Origin of the sequence: Pantoea sp. Sc1 (genome assembly GCF_000255315.1) — a bacterium.
In the GTDB taxonomy this organism is placed as follows: Bacteria; Pseudomonadota; Gammaproteobacteria; order Enterobacterales; family Enterobacteriaceae; genus Pantoea; species Pantoea anthophila.
Window position 1 is genome coordinate 3,144,404 of the sequence record NZ_AJFP01000001.1, and the last position, 22,945, is coordinate 3,167,348.

General features: G+C 59.6%; 23 protein-coding genes. 7 read left to right on the top strand and 16 right to left on the bottom strand.

All coding sequences use genetic code 11. The features are described 5' to 3' along the window. Positions 1-84: 84 nt before the first annotated feature. A complete protein-coding gene (locus tag S7A_RS14640; RefSeq protein WP_233501035.1) occupies positions 85-396 on the top strand; it encodes a cell envelope integrity TolA C-terminal domain-containing protein in 312 nt (103 codons plus the stop codon). Here S7A_RS14640 and S7A_RS14645 read toward each other — a convergent pair. Together S7A_RS14645 and S7A_RS14650 are read right to left on the bottom strand one after the other, a co-directional pair. After that, entirely contained in the window at positions 393-1,460 is a 1,068-nt protein-coding gene (locus tag S7A_RS14645; RefSeq protein WP_009091789.1) for an AraC family transcriptional regulator, read from the bottom strand. The genes S7A_RS14640 and S7A_RS14645 overlap by 4 nt on opposite strands. Positions 1,461-1,643: 183 nt before the next feature. After that, positions 1,644-2,648, bottom strand: a complete 1,005-nt coding sequence (locus S7A_RS14650) for a phosphotransferase enzyme family protein (RefSeq protein WP_009091791.1) — start codon at positions 2,646-2,648, stop codon at positions 1,644-1,646. A 250-nt stretch (positions 2,649-2,898) separates the two neighbouring features. Here S7A_RS14650 and eat point away from each other — a divergent pair, with 250 nt between their 5' ends. Beyond that, complete coding sequence (eat, locus tag S7A_RS14655) at positions 2,899-4,263, top strand: ethanolamine permease (RefSeq protein ID WP_009091793.1); 1,365 nt, start codon at positions 2,899-2,901, stop codon at positions 4,261-4,263. Positions 4,264-4,374: 111 nt separating this feature from the next. Here the strand turns inward: eat and mak are convergent, their stop codons facing one another. Beyond that, the gene (mak, locus tag S7A_RS14660; RefSeq protein ID WP_009091795.1) at positions 4,375-5,286 is read right to left on the bottom strand and encodes a fructokinase; all 912 of its coding nucleotides are present in this window, start codon (positions 5,284-5,286) and stop codon (positions 4,375-4,377) included. A gap of 146 nt (positions 5,287-5,432) precedes the next feature. On the opposite strand from mak, the gene rdgC reads away from it, so the two are divergent. Further along, positions 5,433-6,344, top strand: a complete 912-nt coding sequence (gene rdgC, locus S7A_RS14665; protein WP_009091797.1) for a recombination-associated protein RdgC — start codon at positions 5,433-5,435, stop codon at positions 6,342-6,344. A 71-nt stretch (positions 6,345-6,415) separates the two neighbouring features. Here the strand turns inward: rdgC and ppnP are convergent, their stop codons facing one another. From ppnP to aroL, 7 genes are all read right to left on the bottom strand, one after another. Continuing rightward, complete coding sequence (gene ppnP / locus S7A_RS14670; RefSeq protein WP_009091800.1) at positions 6,416-6,706, bottom strand: pyrimidine/purine nucleoside phosphorylase; 291 nt, start codon at positions 6,704-6,706, stop codon at positions 6,416-6,418. Between the two features lie 94 nt (positions 6,707-6,800). After that, on the bottom strand, positions 6,801-7,478 hold the full coding sequence (locus S7A_RS14675; protein WP_009091802.1) for an AroM family protein: 678 nt from the start codon (positions 7,476-7,478) through the stop codon (positions 6,801-6,803). 1 nt (position 7,479) lies between these two features. Then, the gene (locus S7A_RS14680; protein WP_009091804.1) at positions 7,480-8,412 is read right to left on the bottom strand and encodes a DUF1177 domain-containing protein; all 933 of its coding nucleotides are present in this window, start codon (positions 8,410-8,412) and stop codon (positions 7,480-7,482) included. Between the two features lie 11 nt (positions 8,413-8,423). After that, positions 8,424-9,983, bottom strand: a complete 1,560-nt coding sequence (locus tag S7A_RS14685) for an OPT/YSL family transporter (RefSeq protein ID WP_009091806.1) — start codon at positions 9,981-9,983, stop codon at positions 8,424-8,426. 270 nt (positions 9,984-10,253) lie between these two features. Continuing rightward, positions 10,254-11,006 (bottom strand): IclR family transcriptional regulator, encoded by a 753-nt coding sequence (locus S7A_RS14690; protein ID WP_009091808.1) that lies wholly within the window; start codon positions 11,004-11,006, stop codon positions 10,254-10,256. A gap of 343 nt (positions 11,007-11,349) precedes the next feature. Further along, on the bottom strand, positions 11,350-11,541 hold the full coding sequence (locus S7A_RS14695) for a YaiA family protein (protein ID WP_009091809.1): 192 nt from the start codon (positions 11,539-11,541) through the stop codon (positions 11,350-11,352). A 111-nt stretch (positions 11,542-11,652) separates the two neighbouring features. Further along, positions 11,653-12,177 carry a shikimate kinase AroL gene (gene aroL, locus S7A_RS14700; RefSeq protein ID WP_009091811.1) on the bottom strand — a complete coding sequence of 175 codons (525 nt, stop codon included), beginning with the start codon at positions 12,175-12,177 and terminating at the stop codon, positions 11,653-11,655. 315 nt (positions 12,178-12,492) lie between these two features. On the opposite strand from aroL, the gene S7A_RS14705 reads away from it, so the two are divergent. After that, positions 12,493-13,203 carry a DUF2076 domain-containing protein gene (locus S7A_RS14705; RefSeq protein ID WP_009091814.1) on the top strand — a complete coding sequence of 237 codons (711 nt, stop codon included), beginning with the start codon at positions 12,493-12,495 and terminating at the stop codon, positions 13,201-13,203. A 2-nt stretch (positions 13,204-13,205) separates the two neighbouring features. Here S7A_RS14705 and S7A_RS14710 read toward each other — a convergent pair whose 3' ends face one another. Further along, positions 13,206-13,655 carry a YaiI/YqxD family protein gene (locus tag S7A_RS14710; protein ID WP_009091816.1) on the bottom strand — a complete coding sequence of 150 codons (450 nt, stop codon included), beginning with the start codon at positions 13,653-13,655 and terminating at the stop codon, positions 13,206-13,208. A 165-nt stretch (positions 13,656-13,820) separates the two neighbouring features. On the opposite strand from S7A_RS14710, the gene proC reads away from it, so the two are divergent. Then, positions 13,821-14,633, top strand: coding sequence for a pyrroline-5-carboxylate reductase (gene proC, locus S7A_RS14715; RefSeq protein ID WP_009091818.1), 813 nt, complete (start codon positions 13,821-13,823; stop codon positions 14,631-14,633). Positions 14,634-14,680: 47 nt separating this feature from the next. Here proC and S7A_RS14720 read toward each other — a convergent pair whose 3' ends face one another. Both S7A_RS14720 and S7A_RS14725 read right to left on the bottom strand, forming a co-directional pair. Further along, positions 14,681-16,207, bottom strand: coding sequence for an FAD-dependent oxidoreductase (locus tag S7A_RS14720; RefSeq protein WP_009091820.1), 1,527 nt, complete (start codon positions 16,205-16,207; stop codon positions 14,681-14,683). A gap of 200 nt (positions 16,208-16,407) precedes the next feature. Continuing rightward, positions 16,408-16,710 carry a PsiF family protein gene (locus S7A_RS14725; RefSeq protein WP_033736600.1) on the bottom strand — a complete coding sequence of 101 codons (303 nt, stop codon included), beginning with the start codon at positions 16,708-16,710 and terminating at the stop codon, positions 16,408-16,410. Between the two features lie 521 nt (positions 16,711-17,231). On the opposite strand from S7A_RS14725, the gene S7A_RS14730 reads away from it, so the two are divergent. After that, positions 17,232-20,369 (top strand): beta-galactosidase, encoded by a 3,138-nt coding sequence (locus tag S7A_RS14730; RefSeq protein WP_009091825.1) that lies wholly within the window; start codon positions 17,232-17,234, stop codon positions 20,367-20,369. Here the strand turns inward: S7A_RS14730 and S7A_RS20945 are convergent. Next, complete coding sequence (locus S7A_RS20945; protein ID WP_071987815.1) at positions 20,251-21,525, bottom strand: multidrug efflux MFS transporter; 1,275 nt, start codon at positions 21,523-21,525, stop codon at positions 20,251-20,253. The genes S7A_RS14730 and S7A_RS20945 overlap by 119 nt on opposite strands. A gap of 388 nt (positions 21,526-21,913) precedes the next feature. Between S7A_RS20945 and S7A_RS14740 the strand changes: the two genes are divergently transcribed. After that, a complete protein-coding gene (locus S7A_RS14740; RefSeq protein WP_009091829.1) occupies positions 21,914-22,165 on the top strand; it encodes a biofilm development regulator YmgB/AriR family protein in 252 nt (83 codons plus the stop codon). A gap of 9 nt (positions 22,166-22,174) precedes the next feature. Here the strand turns inward: S7A_RS14740 and S7A_RS14745 are convergent, their stop codons facing one another. Together S7A_RS14745 and S7A_RS14750 are read right to left on the bottom strand one after the other, a co-directional pair. Beyond that, on the bottom strand, positions 22,175-22,495 hold the full coding sequence (locus S7A_RS14745) for a hypothetical protein (protein WP_009091831.1): 321 nt from the start codon (positions 22,493-22,495) through the stop codon (positions 22,175-22,177). A 152-nt stretch (positions 22,496-22,647) separates the two neighbouring features. Beyond that, on the bottom strand, positions 22,648-22,944 hold the full coding sequence (locus S7A_RS14750; RefSeq protein ID WP_009091832.1) for an I78 family peptidase inhibitor: 297 nt from the start codon (positions 22,942-22,944) through the stop codon (positions 22,648-22,650). Between the last annotated feature and the right edge of the window lies 1 nt (position 22,945).

Below are 22,945 nucleotides of genomic sequence, written 5' to 3' on the forward strand. Positions count from 1 at the left end.
AGTTAAATGAATTTGATTAATGTAATGAGGCGGATATTGCCGGGTGTGATTGTTGCCATCTCGCTCAGCGCTTGCCAGCAAGCTGTGATAAAGCAACGGGATAGCGTGGCAAACCTCTGTCAGCCGGAGAAAGATCCTGACAGCAAATCCTGTCACTGGACGCATCAAATGCAGCCGGTGCTGAACCGGGACTTCCGGGATGCAGCCCGTTATGCGGGCCAGCAATGTCTGGTACGGATGGAGTGGCAACGGAGTGGACGTTATGCGGTGACCCAGACCCAGGGTGATGAAGCGCTCTGCCTGCGCGCATGGCAGCTGGTGGCGCAGACCCGCGGCCTTCCGCCACCGCCGGAGCCCGGACAACCCGCGTGGTTCGGCTTTGCGCCGCGCGGTTAGCTGGCCAGCCCCTCCTGACGCCACTGACGCGGACTGATACCAAACCAGCGACGGAACGCGCGCGAAAAAGCACTGACTTCCGAGTAGCCCAGCAGCAGCGCCATTTCTGAAATCGGCAGCTGCTTCTGTTGCAGGTAGTGTGTCGCCATTTCGCAGCGCACCTGATCCACCAGCGCGGTAAAGCTGCTGCCCTCTTCGCGCAGCCGCCGCTGCAGTGACCAGCTCGACAGCCCCAGCTTATCCGCCACCTCTTCCAGCACCGGCTCTCCCTGCATCAGCGACAGATTGACCTGCGAACGCGCCTGCTCAACCATGCTCTGCTGCGACGTGCCGCGATTAAGCCGCCGGATCGCATCCTGCATCACCGTCAGCAGGATCGGATCGCTCTCCGGCATGGCGCGCAGCAGATCGCGCTTCGGGATCACCAGTGAATTGAAGGGCTGATCGAACCAGACCGGCGCATCAAAGACTTTGCAGTGATCGTGCCACTGGCCGGGGCGCGGATGTTCAAAGTGCACTTCGCGCGGCGCCCAGTGTTTGCCCGCCACGTGGCGGATCAGATTCATAAACATGCCCAGCGTCAGCTCCGCATCCTGACGGCGCGACAGAATCGCCCCGTGGCGCACCTGATAGTCGAGCCGCCAGCACTCCCCCTTATCCACCAGACGCGTCAGCGTGTCGTGCTGATGCCAGGGAAACGCGTTGACCACATTGTGCAGCGCCTGTTCCAGCGTGGTGGAACAGAGACCGATGTAGCCAATCAGGCCTAATGACTGCGGTTTAAACTGCCTGCCGTAGTGCAAACCGAAGTTATCAGAACCGGAGTGTCGGGCCGCCTCTTCCAGTACCCGACAGTAGTTAACCAACCCGAGGCTCAGCGTCGGGCTGGCAAGGCGCTCCGGATCGATGCCGCTGATACCGAAGATGCGGTCCGCGTCGCCGCCCTGAGTATGAATAAAGTCGCTCAGGCCAGTCGCTGCCGCAGCCAGTACGCCGTGATTGCCAGCTTCTGCGGCTGCCGAGCAGGCAGCAAACGCATCGGGCTTGATCAGTGTCGGATTCATGGTCGCCTCTGTGAGTAGAAAGGTGGATCACCCCTGTTACTGACAGCAATTTCCATACCAGTTTCCCGAAGCCAGCCGCAGGCGGCACGGGCGCAACCGCATCCCGCCTCCCGGCCGCCTCTTCCGCTGCGCCACCCGGCTGTCGGGCACTGTGGCGGCGCAGCGACGCCCGTCGCTGGTGCATCAGACCCCTACCGGCAGTCGCTCCCCCTCCAGATAACGGCGGCAGAGACGCACTGAATGGCTCGCCCACTCGGGTCCCAGACTGCGCGCCATTTCCGTTTCGGCATGCGAACCGACCCACGCGGTGAGCTGAATACGACGCTGAACCAGCAGCGCAGGCAGCATAGCCATCTCCGCATCGCTGATGTGCGCCACCTGCTCATAACCGCGGATCCAGTGATCGATCCACTCCGGGGCGCGCGGATGGTGCTCAACAAAACTGATCGCCGCCGCCAGATCGTGCAGATACCAGCCCAGCCCGCAGTCATCAAAGTCGATCACCCGCGTTTCCCCTTTGTGCAGCAGCAGGTTGGTCAGGCGAAGATCGGCGTGGATCAGGCCGTAACGATCCGATCCCTTCCCGAACTGCGCCATCGCCGCGCCCACCTGCGCAATCGCCTGTTCGACCACGCCGTGATCGGCAGGGTTGAGGTTCGGCGCATCCTGCCAGCGTCCCCAGTGACTCTCCGCGCTGGTCATGGTGTGGTGGTCCCAGATAATGCGCTGAAAGCCCGCTGGCTTTTGCCACTGCTTACTCTGCTGGTGCAGCCGGGCGGTGATCTGCCCCAGCTGCTGAAAGGCGCGGGGATCGACATCGGTAGTCGGCATCTCGCCCTCGATCCAGTGAAACAGCACCACATAACGCTCGCTGCCATCCGGCAGCCGCAGCGTCAGCACCTGTTCACCCTCTTTATCCGGCACCGCTTCCGGCACCATGATGCCGGTTTCACGCAGCGCATCGAGCCACTGCAGTTCACTGACGATATCTGCTTTCTGATGGTAATCGCCACGATGCAGCCGCAGCGCATAACGCTGCCCGGCCGCCCTGAGCAGAAACGTGGCGTTCTCCGATCGGCACAGCAGGCTGAGCTGACCCTGCAGCGGATCGGGATAACAGGCCAGCGCCTGCTGCGCCATCAGGGTGAGTTGGGAATCAGTCAGGTTGTCATATTGTTTCGCGCTCATCAGTCCGGCTCCTGGTCACTTGCGTCATTTCAGCATGCGTGGCCAGCGTGTGTGCTGCTTGACTTCAGAGGAGACAAAGTTGACCGCAGCGTGCAACTGGCCCGGTTGTTGCGTGTGAGTTGACTCTGGAGAACAGAAGTCACTGCGCTGGCGTCAAGTCGTGGCGCGCAAGGCAGCGGCATCATCCTTCTACTGTAGCGTAATGGCGGTGTAACGCCGCATAAGACCAACAACGACGGGGATGGCAGTTATGACAAACAGACTCAAGCCCACGCTGGGCACCCTGCATCTGTGGGGGATTGCGGTTGGCCTGGTGATCTCAGGCGAATATTTTGGCTGGAGTTATGGCTGGGCGGTGGCGGGCACGCTCGGATTCCTGGTCACCACCGCGCTGATCGCCACGCTCTACACCTGTTTTATCTTCAGCTTCACCGAACTGACCACCGCGATCCCCCATGCGGGCGGGCCGTTTGCCTACAGTCGCCGCGCCTTTGGCGAAACCGGCGGGCTGATTGCCGGTCTGGCGACGCTGATTGAGTTTGTCTTTGCGCCACCGGCGATTGCCATGGCGATTGGGGCCTATCTCAATGTGCAGTATCCCGACCTTAACCCGAAAACCGCCGCCGTCGGCGCCTACCTGCTGTTTATGACGCTGAATATCCTCGGCGTAAAACTGGCCGCAATGTTCGAACTGGTGGTGACGGTGCTGGCGGTGATCGAACTGCTGGTGTTTATGGGCGTGGTCTCTCCCGGTTTCAGTCTGGCGAACTTCGCCGCACACGGCTGGGCCGGGAGCGACAGCTTCGGACTGCCCGCTTTCTCCGGCATTTTCGCCGCGATCCCTTTTGCCATCTGGTTTTTCCTCGCCATTGAAGGCGCGGCAATGGCGGCAGAAGAGGCAAAAGATCCCACCCGGACCATTCCCCGCGCCTACATCAGCGGCATTCTGACGCTGGTGGTGCTGGCGATTGGCGTGATGCTGATGGCGGGCGGTGCGGGCGACTGGCGCAAACTGGCTGACATTAACGATCCGCTGCCGCAGGCGATGAAAATGATCGTCGGGGAGCACTCAAACTGGATGCATATGCTGGTCTGGATCGGCCTGTTTGGCCTGATTGCCAGCTTCCACGGCATTATTCTCGGCTACTCACGGCAGTTCTTTGCGCTGGCCCGCGCGGGTTATCTGCCTCCTTCCCTGGCAAAACTGTCGCGTTTTCAGACCCCGCATCGCGCCATCATTACCGGCGGCGTGCTGGGCATTGCGGCCATCTACAGCGATGGCGTGGTCAATCTGCAGGGGATGACACTGACGGCGGCGATGATCACCATGGCGGTGTTTGGTGCCATCGTGATGTACATCATGAGCATGCTCAGCCTCTTCCGGCTGCGCCGTAGCGCGCCGGAGATGGCACGCAGTTTCCGTGCGCCGGGCTATCCGATTGTGCCGGGCATCGCCCTGCTGCTGTCGGTCATCTGCCTGCTGGCCATGCTGTGGTTCAACCCGGTGATTGGCGCGCTGTTTGTCGCCATTATGGTGGTGGGCTATCTCTATTTCCTCGCGACCAAAGCGCAGCGCGGACGCGCCCCGCAGGACAGTATGCTGGTGGGCGAGTAAACCGGCACAACAACGCTGACGGATCAACGGCTCAGCGCCTGGTACTTCAGGGGCTGAGCCGCCGCGGTCCGGCAAGCGCATGACAGAGCCAGCTCTCACCGGCATGCCGCATCAGCTCTGCAGCGGCCAGAGCCACGCCGCACCGCGCACGCCGCTGGAGTCGCCATGCTGCGCTTTCAGCACCGGCGTTTCACACTCGCCGCCAAACACCCACTTCTTCATCAGCAGCGGCACGGTCTGATAGAGGCGATCCACGTTGCTCATCCCGCCGCCCAGCACGATCACATCGGGATCGATCAGATTCACCACCTGCGCCAGCGATTTTGCCAGCCGCAGCTCATAACGGCTCATCGCCAGTTCGGCGATCGGATCCTGCTGCGCCAGCAGCGAGACGATTTCCGCCCCTTTGCGATGCATGCCGCTCAGCCGCTGATAGTCGATGCCAAAGCCGGTGCCAGAGACAAACGTCTCAATGCAGCCCTGCTGGCCGCAGTAGCAGGGCACTTCCTGGCGGTAGCGCAGCTCATCCTCATCCATCCAGGGCAGTGGATTGTGCCCCCACTCACCGGCATTGCCGTTGCCGCCAATGCGTGATTCACCGTTGATCGCCACGCCCGCTCCCGAGCCGGTGCCGATGATCACCGCAAACACCAGCGCCTGTCCGGCCCCGGCGCCGTCGATCGCTTCCGACACCGCCAGACAGTTGGCGTCGTTGGCGATACGCACTTCGCGGTTCAGCGCCTGTGCCAGATCTTTATCCAGCGGCTGACCGTTAAGCCAGGTGGAGTTAGCATTTTTTACCCGCCTGCTGTAAGGCGACAGTGAGCCAGGAATACCGATCCCGACCGTGCCGCTCTGGCCGGTTTTCTCTTCAGCCAGCGTCACCAGATCGACAATCGCCTGTACCGTCGCCTGATAGTCATCACGAGGGGTATTTACCCGGTGGCGGAACAGCGCCTGCCCTTCATCTGACAATGCAATCACTTCTGTCTTGGTGCCACCCAGATCGATACCTATGCGCACGGTTTATTCCTCATTATTCGTTCAGATGAGAGATACAGTAGAAGCCGCCAGCCGGAAAGGCAATGAAACCACTCCGATGTTTCGCTATCATGCGCGCTGACTCTAGCAGACTTGTGCGCCCGATCGCGCCACGGTAAGGAATCCCGATGTTGTGGTTTAAAAATATGATGGTTTATCGTCTGAATCGTGACATTCCGCTGTCCGCAGATGAGATGGAAAAACAGCTCGACGCCTTCACGTTTTCGCCGTGTGGCAGTCAGGATTTAAGCAAAACCGGCTGGGTCTCGCCGATGGGCAACCGCAGTGATGCGCTGACCCACGAGAACAACGGCCAGATCGTGATTTGCGCCCGTAAAGAAGAGAAAATTCTGCCCGCACCAGTGGTGAAACAGGCGCTGGAAGCCAAAATCGACAAGCTGGAATCTGAGCAGAGCCGCAAGCTGAAGAAGACTGAAAAAGATTCGCTGAAGGATGAAGTGCTGCACAGCCTGCTGCCGCGCGCCTTCAGCCGTTTCAGCCAGACTTACCTCTGGATCGACACGGTTAACAATCTGATTATGGTGGACTGTGCCAGCGCTAAGAAAGCGGAAGATACGCTGGCGCTGCTGCGTAAAAGTCTGGGTTCACTGCCGGTGGTGCCCCTGACGCTGGAAAGCCCGATTGAGCTGACGCTGACCGAATGGGTGCGCTCAGGCGATCTGCCGGCCGGTTTTGCACTGATGGATGAAGCGGAGCTGAAAGCGCTGCTGGAAGATGGCGGCGTCATCCGTTGTAAAAAGCAGGATCTGGTGTGCGATGAGATCGCCAACCACATTGAAGCGGGCAAGCTGGTGACCAAACTGGCGCTCGACTGGCAGGAGCGTATTCAGTTTGTGCTGGCCGATGATGGTTCAGTGAAACGTCTGAAGTTCAGCGACACGCTGCGCGACCAGAACGACGATATCGACCGCGAAGATTTTGCCCAGCGTTTTGATGCTGACTTTATTCTGATGACCAGCGAACTGGCCGCGCTGACCAGCAACCTGGTGGAAGCGCTCGGCGGCGAAGCCCAGCGTTAATCATCGGCAGGCAGCCCCATGCTGACAGGGGGTGTCTGACCATAAAAAAAGGGCCGCTAAGCGGCCCTTTTTTAATCTTTCAGGTAACGGCAGAGATAGGAGCTCGGCTCGCCCACCTGCAGATGAAATTCGCTGTGACCCGGCACGTTGAACACCGAACCCGCTTCAAACCATTTCCACTCCGTCTCACCCGGCAGTAACACCTTCAGCGAGCCGCTGACCACGGTCATCTCTTCCGGCTGACCGGTACCGAATGTGTATTCACCTTCAGCCATCACGCCCACGCTGGCACGGCCGGTGCTCGCACTGTCAAAACCGATAGATTTAACTTTTCCGTCAAAATACTCACTTACGTTGAGCATAATAGTCTCCAGAGCACATGTTGTGTGTCTGGCAGTGTAGAAGGGAACCCGCTGATCTGTCACGCGAAATCACAGGCGTTTGTGATCGCCTTCGTCAGGGAAGCAGCGCGGCCGCCAGCCGGGCCACCAGCTCATTAGAGAGGAGAACCGGCACGCCCAGCTGCTGCTGTAACGCAGCCCGATGCTGCTGGTGATACCCCATACAGTCCATTACCACCAGCGCCGCACCCTGCGCTTGCAGCGTGCATGCTGCACTGGCGAAGGTCGCCTGATCGCCCTCATAGGGGCTGGCAACCGCATAACAGGGGGTGACGGGCAGATGCTGCCACTTACCCGCCTGCTCGACAATCTGCTCCGTAACCGGCACCACGATCCCGATCTGCTGCTGCTGCACCATGGCGCCGATCAGCGGCGGGATAATACGGTCCGGCTCCAGCAGAAGCGCCTGTCGGGTGCGAAGCTGGCTGAATTCACCGGTGCAGAGCAGCAGGATGGTCTGATAGCCTGCAAGTTCCAGCGCGCTGATTTTGCGCTGCAATCCCTGCTCCACCTTTGACGCCGCCAGCCGCACCTGTTCGCCGCTTTGCAGCCGTGACACCAGCAACGCATCGCCTGCATCCGGCGCAAACTGCGCCTGGATCTCGGTGCTGCTCAGCCCATCCAGCAGTCCGGCGTGATCGGTCTGCGCATCCGGCAGATGCTGACGCAGCAGCGGCAGAATGTCGCTGCGTGGCGACTGACCGATGGTCAGCGTCACCAGGGAGGCCGTCATCTTAGTGGTTCCGGTGACGCAGATGCGCCAGGCTGCCATAGAGCGCGATCAGTCGCGCATATTCGTCGGCGTCGTAGAAGTGACAGGTTTCACGACCAAACTCCTTGGCGACCTCAATGGCAAACTTCGCGGCGGCCGCAATGTCCACTTCATGACTGGCCCCGGTTCCGCAGCCCGGCACCACCGACTCTGCCGTGATCGCCACGCCTACTACCGGGACATCGGTGGCGGTGGAAGGCTGCAGAATACTGTTGAGATGATAAATCCCGTTACCGTACGGCGTAATATCCTGAGTCGTGATCGGGAAGGTCACCGCCGGACGACCGCTGGTCATCTCCATGATGCGCAGCAGATCCTCCGACACCCGCAGGATGTAGCCCTCTTTTACCGTTGGCGACAGAGCAAAACCTTTGTGGTTGATGATGCGGTTGCCTTTGGTGGTGTCGATCGACAGAATCGCATCCACCCCCGCCACCACCTCATTGTCATTCATCGTGACATCATCAATCGGTGAATCCATAAAATCGACCGGCAGATGCGGCCGCGTGGGCGCATCGGGACAGATATGGGTGGTGATGATCACATCCCCCGTCAGCCTGTCGCCTTTACCCTGCATCTGCGCCAGCTTCAGCGCACAGGCGATCGCCGCGACGGCACCATCGGCATCGGAGACCATCCCGATCCGGCCAGGGCGGGCACCGATGCCGCCAAGCCGGCCAATAATTCCCAGCGTTGGCGCACGGCCTCCCGCGGCTTTGCCCTGCACGCCCGGGATATCGATGCGCACAAAGTCGGTCCGGCCTTTGGGACCGGTCACCCGGTTGAAACGGGCCGTGATCTCCGGCCAGGGCGCAAACAGATCCACCACCTGCTGCCCGTCGATATGGGCGCTGTCCAGTAATTCAAAAACCGTCAGGGTCTGCTGCAAACTCATCGTTAATCCTTTTATTTCTTGCTGCTGCTGGCAAACAGCGAATGGAAGAAGCTGTAGAGGGCATCACCGGCAATAAACCCTGCCGCCATGACTTCCATAGGCGACCGGCCCCGCTCGCCCCAGACGCGAATAATGACGATGCGCAGGGCAATCCCGACCATCACAGCCCAGCCCGCCATCGCGTTGTTGATTAACAGACCGGTGGCCAGCAGCACGCCCAGCTGCCGCTTCGGTCCGCCGACCAGCTGAATTATCGCGCCAGGAATCGCCCACAGCAGCAGGTTTCCGGCGATACCCGGCTCCGCGCCCGCCTGAATCGTTTTGGCATAGACCCGCGCCACCGGCGGCAGCAGGTTATCGGTAAAGAACAGGGTGTGGGCGTACCAGACCAGCGGAATCGACACCACAAAGGCGATCATGGCGGCGATCAGCTGAATGCGCCGTCCCCACAGCTCCTGTTGCAGGTCGGCACCGTTGCCGCGCAGGATAAAGCCCGCCTTCAGGTCATAGCCCATATCGGCGAACGCCGGCCCGGTGGCGGCGGTAAAGCCGCACAGCAGACAGAGTGCCAGCGGCGGAAAGCCGAGCAGAATGCCGATAATCAGCGTAATCAGCGCCACGGCAAAGGCCGGGAACCAGCCGGAGTGCATCGCGGCAATCCCGACAATCAGTTCATGGGCAAAGGCCGCAAAGGCGGCGTAGAGGACAAACAGCAGCAGCATCGCGATGCCCATCTCACTCCACAGGCCGCCCGCCAGCGCCAGCATCGCCGAAATCACGATGTAGCCCACGCTGCCGAAGCCCAGCGCCCGCTGCACCTCATTGCCGTTGCGGCTCACCCCCTGCGCATCATTTTTGCGACTGCGGATCACCATCATGACCTGAATCAGCGCCACCAGGCCGGCACCGACCATCACGCCATGCGGAATGTAGAGTGCATTGATATCAATACCGGCCACCGGCTGCGCGTAGGCCCGCAGCAGAAAACCGATGCCGAGCATCGACAGCGCCCAGATATTGCCGATAAACGCGGTGCCAAAGGCGGACATCGGGATCTTCAGCATCGCGCCGACAACGCCACCGACAATACCCGCCACCAGCAGCCAGGCCTGGCGCCCCCCTTTATCCCCTGCTTTGATCGCTTCAGCCGCCGCCACGCCCGGAGGCCAGGCATTGCTGGCCGGAAAGACGCGGGTATCAAACAGACGATAGAGCAGCCAGGCATCAAGCAGCATTGCGGCACTGACGCCACAGAAGAGTGGCAGGACCAGCTGTGGCTCTCCCAGCGCCCAGGGCACCGCAATCGGCATCAGCAGACTGTTGGCTGCCCCGAAGGTGGCTGAGGAGATAGCGGTCTGCGCCAGATTCTGGATTTCAATCGAACGATAGCGGCGGAAAGCCTGCAGCGGAATACGCGCCAGCAGCATGGCAAACAGCGCACCAATAATCGACGTGTTAGGCGTTACGCCAAGGGTGGTGATCAGCTGGATACCAATAATGGCACCCGCGATAGAAAGCAAAATTAAAACCAGTGCCACGCCAGCGTGCCTGATCGGATTTACCCGTTCCATATGTCCCCGCCAGTCCTTGTCCAGAAGAAATAGAAGAATGTCTGCCCGCCTGCTGACGGGTTGACGCCGCTTGTCTTTTTTACGGTTCTGATGCGCGCAGGCGCTGCCCTCCTGCCAGGAACGTCACCCGTGCACAAACACGCGAGGGGACGCACACAGGCAGCCAGGCTGCTGCGTAAAGCATGGCGATCAGATTGAAAGAAAAAGGCCCGAAGGCCCTGGTTTTCCCTGGTGTGGCGAAAGTATTACGCCGATAAAATCGTGGTGACGTTACGCGCCAAACTTTTCGGCCATCTCTGTGGCCGTTGCGCGTAATGCGTCAAGGAGCGCGGGCGGGTATCCCGGTTCCGACTCCTGCGACAGAAACGACAGGCAGAGCGCGACCGTTTCGCCATGATGTTTGTTGTGCACGATGACTGACAGTGAACTGATGCCAGGCAGAGACTCATTACGGGCCAGTGACCAGCCCTGCTGCCGGATTTCCGCCAGACTGGCAAGAAGCGCCTCCGGGCTTTGCGGCGAGTTTGCCGGGCCAGCCTGCCAGTGGTCACGAAAGCGCGCCAGCACCTCGTCATCGCTTAACTGCGCCAGCAGTACCCTGCCGGTTGAGGTGGCGTCAGCCGGCATCCGGCTGCCGGGTGGGGTGACCATCTGGGTAAAGTGACGGCCATGAAACATGCGCATCACTAATATTTCCCGGCCATCCAGCTTTGACACGTAGCCCATGCAGCCCGTTTTTGCGGCCAGCCTGACCATCGCGGCTGAGACGCTGTCCACCAACGGTGCAGACAGATAATGTCCGGCGGCGGCTAACAATACGCGGCCAATATGATAACCGCGCGTGTCGGCATCGCGCTCCAGCAGCCCCTGACTTTCCATCGTGGCGAGCAGACGCGATACCGTGCTTTTGGGCAGGCCCAGCGCCTCAACCACCTCACTGAAGGAGAGACCGACATGCCCCTGCGTCACGCCCTTTTGCTGAAATAACCGGAGTACGGCGGCGGCATTTTCGAGTGTGGTCATGTCACGGGTTCCACTATATGGAACAAAGTTCCTCTGCTGTTCCGACGAAAATAAAACGTGACGCTGAATCGGTCAAGCGACAATTTTGTCGCCGGCAGGATCGGCAGCAGAGAAAATACGGCGATAAAATTGATTAGCGGGGCTTTATAGGGCGACGCCGGGAGTGCGCAGAACAGACGCCCGGACAAAAAGCCAGTCGCAGTAAATCTGCGTAAATTTTGCGTGTTAATTGACCGGATGCGGTCGGGGAAAGAGAAAACTTTATCGCGCAGGGGCGACAGAAGAAGATGTTGCCGGCTATCACAGGATGAAACAGGCTGGCGTCCCTGCCAGCAGCAACGAATTACTCTTTTTCGACGTCTTCGTAGCGCGCTTTGGCATCATGCGCTTCTTCTTCCGTTTCGTGCTCGCTGATTAAGGAATTTGGTTTAGGGTGATCGGCACGTAACTCATAGGACGTGACTTTTTTACCCTCAGGACCCTTTTCTACAGGCACAACTTTCGCTTCACGTGGATACGGTGGTCTGGTCGGCATACTGTGTCCCTCTTCTCTCAATAACATTCCACAGGACAGGCCGCTGCCTGTCATGAGGTAAGTATAGACAACACCCACTGAAGCGGGATCAAAGCGGGAAAAATCTGAGGGTTAGCTGGCGCGCGCCAGGGAGAGGGAGAGCAGGATCTCCTCGACCACACGCTCGGGGGACTGCATGGCATTCACCTGATGATGGGCGGCGGCCTGATAGAGATGCGCGCGTTCGCGCAGGACATCGCTCATCTCATCGGCAATCGGACGGCCGGTTAAGGTCGGACGCTGGGCCGCCTCTGGTTCGCTTTGCAGCCGCTCTGCCAGCACCTCCGGAGAGGCGCTAAGCCAGATCACCTGTCCCTGCTCCCGCATAAAGCGGCAGTTCTCCTCGGCCAGAATCATGCCACCGCCGGTGGCTATCACGGTGCGCGGCGCCGTCACGGCCTGCAGTGATTCGGTTTCACGGGCGCGGAACCCCTCCCACCCTTCTGCCGCCACAATCTCGGCCACGCTGCGCTGCGTGCTGAGTTGCAGATGGTGATCGGTGTCGGTGAAGGCGTAGCCCAGCGCCTGCGACAACGCCACGCCGACTGTGGTTTTGCCGCAACCGCGAGCGCCAATCAAAAAGATGGGTAATGACATCAGGGCCGTTCCTCCGCCTGACCGCGCGATGCGGCTGCATGGTTAGCTGATTAATGCGACGCATCATAACTGGAAATTATTATGGCCTCCACCTGTCAGGCAGGTTTTACGCACTTTACTGCCCTGAATGGCGATAAGTCTCATCTTTTCAAGGGGAAATGCATGCACGATTTGTGCATCAGGGTCTGCGCTGCCCGGCAGAAATGGTGAAAAAGCGGGGCAAAACGGGTCTGGCAATATTTGCTTACCGCCACAGATTTACTTTTCTCTCAGCCGCCCACATATACTGATCACCATCGCCACAGGAGAGTCATCATGCAACGCGAAGAACAACAACTGATCGAAGGGCTGTTCACCCGCCTGAAACAGGCCGAAAGCCAGACCGCGGCACGTGATGCCGCTGCCGAACAACTGATTAACCAGCACCTGCAGGCGCAGCCTGGCGCACCTTACTACATGGCGCAGGCGATCCTGATTCAGGAAGCGGCGCTGAAAAAACTCAATGAGCGGGTATCGGCGCTGGAAAGTCAGCTGGCACAGCAGCAGCAACAGCAGCCCGCGCAGAGCAGTGGCGGATTCCTGTCAGGACTGTTTGGTGGCGGTTCACGTCAGCAGCAGCCTGCTCAGCAACAGCAGCAACCGTCACCTTGGAACAGTGCGCCTCAGCAACCGGCTCAGCCGCAATATGCGCCAGCCCCGGCGTCACGCGGCACCGGCTTCCTCGGCGGCGCACTGCAGACGGCGGTGGGTGTCGCCGGTGGTGTGGTGATGGCCGATATGCTGACCAGCATGTTCCACCACTCACAGCCGGAAGAGATCGTGAACATCATCAATGAGCCACCGCTGCCGGAGGTGAACGATAATCTCAACACCTTTAACGGCGGCGATGACAACCTCAACACCTTCAACGAGGGTAATGACAACGCCTTCCTGGATCAGAACAGCGGCTGGGATAACAATTTTGCCGACAACGGCGACCTTAACGATTTTGGCGGCGACGACTACGACGACGACAGCTTCGTTTAACGTCAGCGTTTCTGCTGTCTGAGCCAGCTATCCAGTTCATTTGCAAACTGCTGGCGGTCACGCGGACTCATTGCCGCGGGGCCGCCGGTCTGCACACCGCTTGACCGCAGGGTATCCATAAAGTCGCGCATCGTCAGCCGTTCCCGTATCGTCGCCGGTGAGTAACGCTCGCCACGCGGATTCAGCGCCGCCGCCCCCTTCTCAATCACCTCGGCCGCCAGCGGAATATCGGCGGTAATCACCAGGTCCCCTGGCTCAACACGTTTAACAATTTCATTGTCCGCGACATCAAACCCGGCAGGCACCTGCAGGGTGCGCAGATAGGGCGAAGGCGGCACACGCAGAAACTGGTTTGCCACAAAGGTGACCGTGGTGGCGGTGCGATCGGCCGCGCGGTACAGCACCTCTTTGATCACATTCGGACAGGCATCGGCATCGACCCAGATAGACATCATCACTCCTTACAGTCAGAGAAGTCTGCGATCTTGCCGGGTTCCCTTTAAATGGCAAATTTAATTTGCGGCACGCTTTCCAGGCTGCACGTGGCTGACTTGTTATTCGGGCTGACTGAAGTAAGCTAGCCGGAAGAAAACGCATAATGTCCTAAGGAGATGGCGATGCTGGCTAAGAAAATCGGGTTTATCGGCGGGGGAAATATGGCGAAAGCCATTATCGGCGGACTGGTCAACAGTGGCAAAATCGCCCCGTCTGATATTTTCGTTTATGACCGCAAAGCAGACACCAACCAGGCGCTGGCAGAGCAGTATGGCATCAGCGCCGCAGAGAGTGCTGACGCGCTGGCGCGCGAGGTGGACATTCTGTTTGGCGCGGTCAAACCCAATGTCATCCTGAAAGTGTTAAAAGAGCTGGCAGGCAGCCTGAAGAAAGAGGCGCTGGTGGTGTCGATTGCGGCGGGTGTGACGCTTGATTCACTCTCTTCGGTGCTGGGTTATGACCGCAAAATTGTCCGGGCGATGCCTAATACCCCCTCGCTAGTGAGTGAAGGCATGACCTCGGTCACGCCTAATGCGCTGGTGGAGTCCGCAGAAACCGACGAAGTGGTCGCGATTTTTGAGAGCTTCGGCAAGGCGGCGGTAGTGGATGAGTATCTGATTCACTCGGTCGTGGGCGTCAGCGGGTCCGCCCCGGCCTACGTGTTCATGTTTATCGAGGCGATGGCGGATGCGGCCGTCTCTGGCGGCATGCCGCGCGCGCAGGCCTATCAGTTTGCCGCGCAGACGGTGAAAGGGGCGGCGCAGATGGTGCTGACTACCGGCAAACATCCGGCGGAGCTCAAAGATATGGTCTGCTCTCCGGGCGGCACCACCATTGAAGCGGTGAAGGTGCTGGAAGAGAAAGGGATGCGTTCGGCGGTGATTGAAGCGATGCAGCAGTGCATGGCGAAGTCAGAGAAACTGAGCCGCAGCTAGCAAGCCACGATGAGCAGGGCGGCCCGTCGGCCCGCCCTGCATTCGGCCTACTCCATCGCTGCCTTGCAGTACGCCACGGCGTCGGCAAAGGTCATGGGTTGCTGCATCCGTTCCACCAGCTCAGCGGTCAGCGTATACATCCCGCACGAGCAGATCGCCGCCAGTTCACCCTGCTGTCCATAACACGCGATAAACTTTTTCTCCTCCAGCGAGCCGAGCAGCTGGAAATTATCCCACTCTCTGGCGTGGCCCAGATACTCATAACGGGTGCCATACTGAGTCGTCCAGAAAAAAGGCACACGTTCAAAGGCGACGTGCTGGTCCAGCATATTTCTGGCGACGGTCTGTCCCTGCTGATGCGCAACACGATAGTGCTCGATGCGCAGCGGCCCCTGCGCCGACGGATACGTCGCGATATCACCCGCGACCCAGATGTTCTCAGCGACCTTCAGCTCTGCATCGGCCTGCAGGCTGCCATCCTCTGCCAGCGGCAGATCGTGGATAAAGTCGGTGGCCGGTTTCACGCCGGTGGCAAACAGGACGACGGTGGCGGGCAACTGCCGCCCCCCTTTAAGCTGCACACTGCTCACCTGCTGATCGCCCTGCAGGGATTCAATTTCGCCCTGCTCCCATTTCACGCCATTTTTCTGATGCAGCTGATAGAAATAGCGGCCAATCTGGTCGCCAAACTGTTTCGCAAAGGGCAGCGTCTGGCGGGCAATCACCGTCACGTCAATGTCACGGTTACGCAGCGCCGACGCCAGTTCGGTGCCGATAAAGCTGTTGCCGATAATCACAATTTTATGGCTGGCATCTACCGCCTGAAGCAGCTGGTCGGTCTGGGCTTTGCTGCGCAGCAGATACACCCCCTCCAGATCGCTGCCGGGTATATCGGGACGAACAGGTGCCGCGCCGCTGGCGATCAGGAGTTTGTCGAAGGCGAGGCTTTCACCATCCTCAAAGATCAGCCGTTGCTGCTGAGCGTCAAGGCGGCTCACACTGGCCTGAATGCGCTCGACGTGATCCATCACATCCGCTTTCAGCAGCTGCGGTACCTCGCTGATATCCATCTTGCCTGATGGCACAAATTTGGTCAGTGCAGTGCGGTCGTAGGGTGCGTCCGCTTCCCGCTCCACCAGCACCAGACGCCCTTTATAGCCCTCATGCCGTAACCGCCACAGCGCAGCACTTCCCGCCGCGCCGCCACCCAGCACCACGAAAACCGGTGCGTCTGCACCGCTGCCAATAGGCGCGGCGGGCGACATCGCCTCAGGATTGACCAGCACACGCCCCTCTTCAATCCGCAGCGGATACTGTTTGAGATCGGCCAGCGCCAGCGGTTCACACATTTTGCCGTCGGCCAGATTAAATGCGGCTTTGTGCCACGGGCAGACCAGCCGGTCGCCACAGATCGCGCCCTGCTCCAGCGGCGCGCCAGCATGCGGGCATTTCGCCTGGTAAGCACGAACGCTCTCCCCCTCGCGGATCAGTAACACTTCCACCTCACCCAGCGTTTTTTTAACCGGCTGACGCTGCGGCAGGTCTTTCAGATCGACGGTAAATTGATAGTTCACAACGTGGCTCCTTTGACTGTTCCGGTTGGGCGCCGCGCCGTCAGACCCTGCGCAGCGCAAATCCCCACAAACAGTAAGTGTGGCAAAGGAAATTAAAAGCCTGACGCGGAATGTTTGTCAGAAGCGTAACGGGCTGTTACAGCAGGGAATTTAAACACAGGCCGGAAGGGAAACGGCCACCTGCGTGGCCGGGAGAAACATCAGCTTTTTTTCAGGCACTGGCTCATAAAGGTTTTACGTGCATCACCCGCCAGCTTTTTATCGCCAGCTTCGCCATTGCAGCTTTTCATTTTCATCTGCTGCGGAGACATCTGTGACAGCTTGCTCTCTTTTTTCAGGCATTCACTCATAAAGGATTTGCGCGCATCTCCCTTGAGATCCTGTGATTTGGCATGCTGGTTACAGATCGTCATTTTCTCCTGCTGCGGGGTCTTCTCCGCCGCATTTGCCAGCCCGCTGACCAGCAGGCCCGCCATCATCATTGCCAAAAAACCGACTTTCATCGTGTTATCTCCCATGTGGATGTGTTCTTTCTTATTCTGGCAGCGAATAAGCAAAGCGGGAAATGTTTCCGGTCAGCGTGATGGAAAGATCCCATTCCAGAGTGGGACTGTACTGCACGTTTAGCGCGGATCAACAAATCCATGGCCTGGCCCGCCACCCGGCCCGCCCCAGCCCCCTCCACCGCCGCCGCCAGGAGGCGGGAAAAGACATCCGCTCAGGATAAAACCTAATGCCACAACAGCAGCCAGCTTAACGATTCGTTTCATATCAACCTCAGGGTGTAAAAATCGGGCTGAGTGTATGAAGCCATCAGCGGGACTGACAAGTGAGATTTCTCTGCATCCTGCCGCTATTCATCTTTGCTGACCAGACTTAACATTTTACAGTCAGTAATCTGCTCTCTTCTCAACATCCCGACCGATTTGCAGACGAAACTATTTGTGCAAAACGGGAGGGCGAACGCTTTACAGCCTGGCATTTTTTGCGCATTGTGAGCGCATCACATTTACAGGATACCGACATGACTCTCTCTCAGGCTGCTCTCAGCGACATCCTCTCCCGGCGTGACTGGGAAAACCCGGTAGTGACCTCGCTGCATCGGCTGGATGCCCACCCGCCCTTTGCCAGCTGGCGCGATGAAGAAGCTGCGCGTGATGACGCCCCGTCCGCCTCACTGCGCAGTCTCAACGGTGAGTGGGGATTCAGTTACTTTGCGCAGCCTGAAGCGATTCCCGCCAGCTGGTTACTGCAGGATCTGCCGGATGCCGGTACGCTTCCGGTGCCGGCCAACTGGCAGATGCACGGCTATGACGCGCCCATTTATACCAACGTGCAGTATCCGATCCCGGTCGATCCGCCGCGGGTACCGGCAGCAAACCCGACCGGATGTTACTCGCTCACATTCAGCATTGAAGCCGCCTGGCTGGAGACGGGACAGACGCGCATTATTTTTGACGGCGTTAACTCCGCCTTTCACCTCTGGTGCAACGGTCACTGGATTGGCTACTCCCAGGACAGTCGTCTGCCCGCTGAATTTGACCTGAGCGAGGTGCTGCGTCCCGGTAAAAACCGGCTGGCCGTGATGGTGCTGCGCTGGAGCGATGGCAGCTATCTGGAAGACCAGGACATGTGGCGCATGAGCGGTATTTTCCGCGACGTCACCCTGTTGCATAAACCCCGGATTCATCTGGCTGACGTTCAGCTGGAAACCCGGCTCAGCCCGGAATTTTGCCGTGCGGATCTGCGCGCGCAGGTGCGTGTCGCGTTTCCTTCCGCTGTTACCTCGCGCTATCAGCTGCGTCTGACGCTGTGGCAGGGCGAGCAGCAGATTGCACAGTGTCAGCAGCCGCTGGGCAGCGCCATCATCGATGAACGCGGCCACTATCCCGAACGCGCCCTGCTCAGCCTGCCGGTTGAGCGGCCTGACCTGTGGAGCGCGGAGACGCCTCACCTCTACCGCGCCACGCTGGCCCTGCTGGATGAGCAGCAGCAGTTAATCGAGGTGGAAGCCTGGGATGTCGGTTTCCGCCAGGTCACTATCGACAATGGCCTGCTGTGCCTGAACGGCAAACCGCTGCTGATCCGCGGCACTAACCGTCACGAGCACCACCCTGAACGGGGTCAGGTGGTGGATGAGGCGATGATGCGCCGCGACATCATGCTGATGAAGCAGCACAATTTTAATGCGGTGCGCTGCTCGCACTACCCCAATCATCCGCTCTGGTACCGTCTGTGCGATCGGTACGGGCTTTATGTGGTGGATGAGGCCAACATTGAGACCCACGGCATGCAGCCCATGAACCGGCTCTCTGACGATCCGCGCTGGTTTGCCGCCTACAGCGAGCGGGTCACGCGCATGGTGCAGCGTGACCGTAACCACTGCTGCATTATTATCTGGTCGCTGGGCAACGAGTCCGGCCATGGCGCAACGCACGACGCGCTTTACCGCTGGGTGAAAAGCAGCGATCCGACCCGTCCGGTTCAGTATGAAGGCGGCGGTGCGGATACCGCCGCGACCGATATCATCTGCCCGATGTACGCCAGGGTGGATCAGGATCAGCCCTTCCCGGCGGTGCCGAAATGGTCACTGAAAAAGTGGATTGGACTGCCGGGCGAAACGCGCCCGCTGATCCTCTGTGAATATGCTCATGCGATGGGCAACAGCTTTGGCGGCTTTGCAAAATACTGGCAGGCTTTCCGTCAGTTTCCGCGCCTGCAGGGCGGCTTCGTCTGGGACTGGGTGGATCAGAGCCTGACCCGCTATGACGATCAGGGAGAGCCCTGGCAGGCCTATGGCGGCGACTTTGGCGATACACCCAACGATCGTCAGTTCTGTATGAACGGGCTGGTGTTTGCCGACCGTACACCTCATCCGGCGCTCTATGAGGCGCAGCGTGCCCAGCAGTTCTGGCAGTTCACGGTCGATCCCGATGATCCGCTGAGCTTTACGGTCAGCAGCGACTATCTGTTCCGCCACAGTGATAACGAAGTGTTGCGCTGGTGCATAGAGCAGGCCGGCCAGGTCGTGGCGCAGGGTGATATCCCACTTGATATCCCCGCCCAGGGCCAGCAGCGGATCACCCTGCCCTCCCCGCCTCCGTTGCAGGGCGAATGCTGGCTGAATGTTGCCGTGCATCAGGTGCAGCCGACCCGCTGGAGCGAAGCTGGCTGGCGTGTCGCCTGGGATCAGTGGGCGCTCCCCTCCGCGCTGGCACTGCCTTCCCTGCCGGAAACCGGTGAGGCACCGCAGCTACACGATAACGGCCGTGAGATTGTCGTCACCCACCGGCAGCAGCGCTGGCAATTTTCCCGTCACAGCGGCGAACTGGAACAGTGGTGGGTGGATGACGAGCCGACGCTGCTGACGCCGCTTCAGGCGTGCTTTATCCGCGCGCCGCTGGATAATGACATCGGCACCAGCGAAGCGGAACGGATCGATCCCAACGCCTGGTCGGAGCGCTGGAAAGCGGCAGGCTATGACCAGATGCAAAGCCAGCGGATAGCGATTGCGGCCGATACGCTGACCCGGGCGGTGCAGATTGAGACGCTGCACAGCTGGCACGCCGGGGGGCAGCTCGCCTTTATCAGCCGGATACGTTTTCTGATCAATGCACAGGGGGAGCTGACGCTGCAGCTTTCCGTTGAGCAGTCCCGCGGTTTGCCACCGCCCGCGCGCATCGGGCTACGCTGCGCGCTGGCGACGATCCCGCAGCAGGTGAACTGGCTCGGCCTCGGCCCGCACGAAAACTACCCTGACCGCCAGCTGGCCGCACAGTTTTCCCGCTGGCAGTTACCGCTGGATCAGCTCTTTACGCCCTATGTTTTCCCGGGTGAGAACGGCCTGCGCGGCGGCACCCATCAGCTTGATACCGGCAGCTGGCAGGTCAGCGGGGATTTCGCTTTCTCGCTGAGTCGCTTCAGCCTGGAGCAGCTGCGGGAGACGTCACACCGCCACCTCCTGCGCCCGGAAGCGGGCTGCTGGCTGCATCTGGATGCGTACCACATGGGGGTGGGCGGCGATGACTCCTGGAGTCCCAGCGTCAGTCCTGAGTTTCTGCTGACTCAGCAGCGCTGGCAGACGGAACTGACGATTTGCCAGCCGACGCGGGCAGCACGGTCTTCGGACGACGGTAAACGCGCTTCAGAAACAGCACATTAATCAGCACCACCACGGCGGTGGCAAAAAAGACCCAGCGGAAACCTGCCATCGCCGACACCGCCCCGCCCAGCAGCGGACCGGCAACGTTGCCGAGATACATAAACGACTGGTTGTAGCCGAAGATCCGCCCCGTAATGTTGTCGCGTGAATGGCGCACCAGCAGGGTCTGCACCGCAGGCATCATCGCACCATCGGCGAAACCCAGCAGAAAGCGCAGCACGCCCAGCTGCGTTGCGCTGGTCACAAAGGACATGGCGATAAACAGCAGCAGCGAGATAGCCATCGTCGCCAGCAGAATACGCTGTGTACCAATGCGATCGCCGAGTCGCCCCAGCCGGGGTGCGGCCAGCAGAGCGGACACGCCGGGCAGCGCGGCGATCACCCCGCTGAGAAACGCGATGTTCTCCGCATGGGGCGCCAGCTCCCGCACAAACAGCGTCAGGATGGGGTTAACCGACCCGTTACACATCTGAATCACCAGGGTGGTAAAGAACAGGCAGAGCACCAGTCTGGGGTTATCCAGCGAGCGGAACACCTCGCGTCCGCTGAGCTTCTCCTTTTTACTCACCGGGGTGTAGCCGGTCTCTTTAATCAGGAAGAGTGTGACCAGAAAACTGACCAGCAGCAGAGCTGCGGTGACCATGAAGACCATGCGCAGCCCCACCCCGTCAGCCAGCAGCCCGCCCAGCATCGGTCCCAGAATCACCCCGCCAATCTGGCCGGTGGAGACACAGCTCAGCGCCCAGCCGCTGCGTTCACGCGGCACCTGAGCGGCCACCAGCGCCATGGCGTTGGGGATATAGCCGGAGGTCAGCCCCATCAGGGCGCGCAGCAGCAGCAACTGCCAGGCTTCGGTGACGAAAGCCTGCAGCAGGATCACGATCCCCATGCCAGCAGCGGCGCGCAGCAGCATCAGTTTCCGCCCTTTGCGATCGGCCAGGCTGCCCCACAGCGGCGCAACCGCCGCTGAGATCACAAAGGTGATGCTGAACGTCAGTCCCGACCAGAGGCTCAATGAGGTGCCGCCGGTGACGCCCAGTTGCTCAAGGTAGAGTGGCAGGAACGGAATAATCTGGCTGATCGCCAGTCCGGTAAAAAAACAGCCAAACCAGACAGAGATCAGGTTTATCTTCCAGGGTTCAATAATGCGTGGCATGGGCAGAGGGCGTGAAGAGAAAGAGGGCTGAGTTTAACCCAGGCCCGCTGCGCGTGACCGCCAGAACATGGCAAAAACGGCAAGCATCTTGATTCTGCGCAATTTATGCCGCCGGACAGGTCGCGGATCTGTCGCCTGTCGATCTCCATCCCCCCCTCAGCAGGATGGAAAAATATGTCATTGTGTTACTGACAACCGTTTGCTTCGCTTCTATGTTTAAAAAACCGCCAGCCACGGCGGTATGGCGATCGTTCCGATCGGTGTGACGCCCTCCGCAAACAACGGTGCAGACCGTCCGGCTATGCTGAGGCGAACCCGCATATTGAGTAGATAAACGCCCCTGCACCCGGGTGTAAGGGAGAGGTCTGGGGTTTAGCGGAGGTGGGAAATGAGAGTGCAACCGAACAGCGCCAGCCGCGCTATCACCGACTATTTCAATGGCCCGAACTGGCGGACGCCGCCCGAGTCCGATCTGCTGGCGGTGATTATGCGCGAGATGATGGAAGCGGGTCAGCCCGCCACCAATAAAGCGATAATTGCCCGGGTAATTGAGAAACTGGAAGTCGAAGGGGACGAAACGCAGCTGCAACGTTATCGTACCCTGCTGGCTCAGTTAATCGACGCCCCGCCCCGGGCCTGAAGCGCTGGCTTATTTCACCCAGCGCAGCTTATCCGCTTCGCTGATGCTGGCCCGCCCGCTGCTGCGCTGAAACAGGCAGAGCTCCCGTCCACGCTTATTGTTCATATGACGCTGAGGATAGCGCCCCTCCAGCAACAGAGCGCTGTATCCTGTGCTGTCGTCATACTCAATCGGCTCGCCCAGCACCCTGACTTTGCTCAGGTGACTGGCGTTAATGCAGGCCTGGGTCATCACCTGACGGCTCTGTTGCCAGGCTTCGGCACTGGAGGCCTGCGCCGCTGCACTGCTGAGTAAGGCTACAGAGATTAGCGCGCCTTTCATCCGTTTCATGTTCGCTCCTGTTACCGCCCGCAGGCGCTAAAAAAATTCCCGCCGGGGCGGGAATAAACAAGACGAGCATTGTCAATCGCGTGACGAGAAGCGCATCGAAATGCAGCACCATTCTCGCCCGCCGTTATGACAAGGCTGTGACACCCAGGCCGTCAGCCGCAATAAACAGAGCTGATGTTGCCGTTTTTATCCGCCAGGAAGTTAAGCCGGTTGAGGTTAAAGTCCATGGTGACGGCAGAGTTATAAGGGATAGGACGCACCAGCTGATCGAAATGCTGTCCCTGCAGCGCGGTTAACGGTTTGCCGACATAGTGCTGAAACTGTGAGGCACCACAGCGATCATTCTCAGGATCCGGCTTCACGCTGGCCGTGTCAGAGTGGGAGGCGGATTGACAGGCGGTTAAGGCAAACAGACCCGCTACCAGCAGCCCTTTTCCATAAAATTTCACG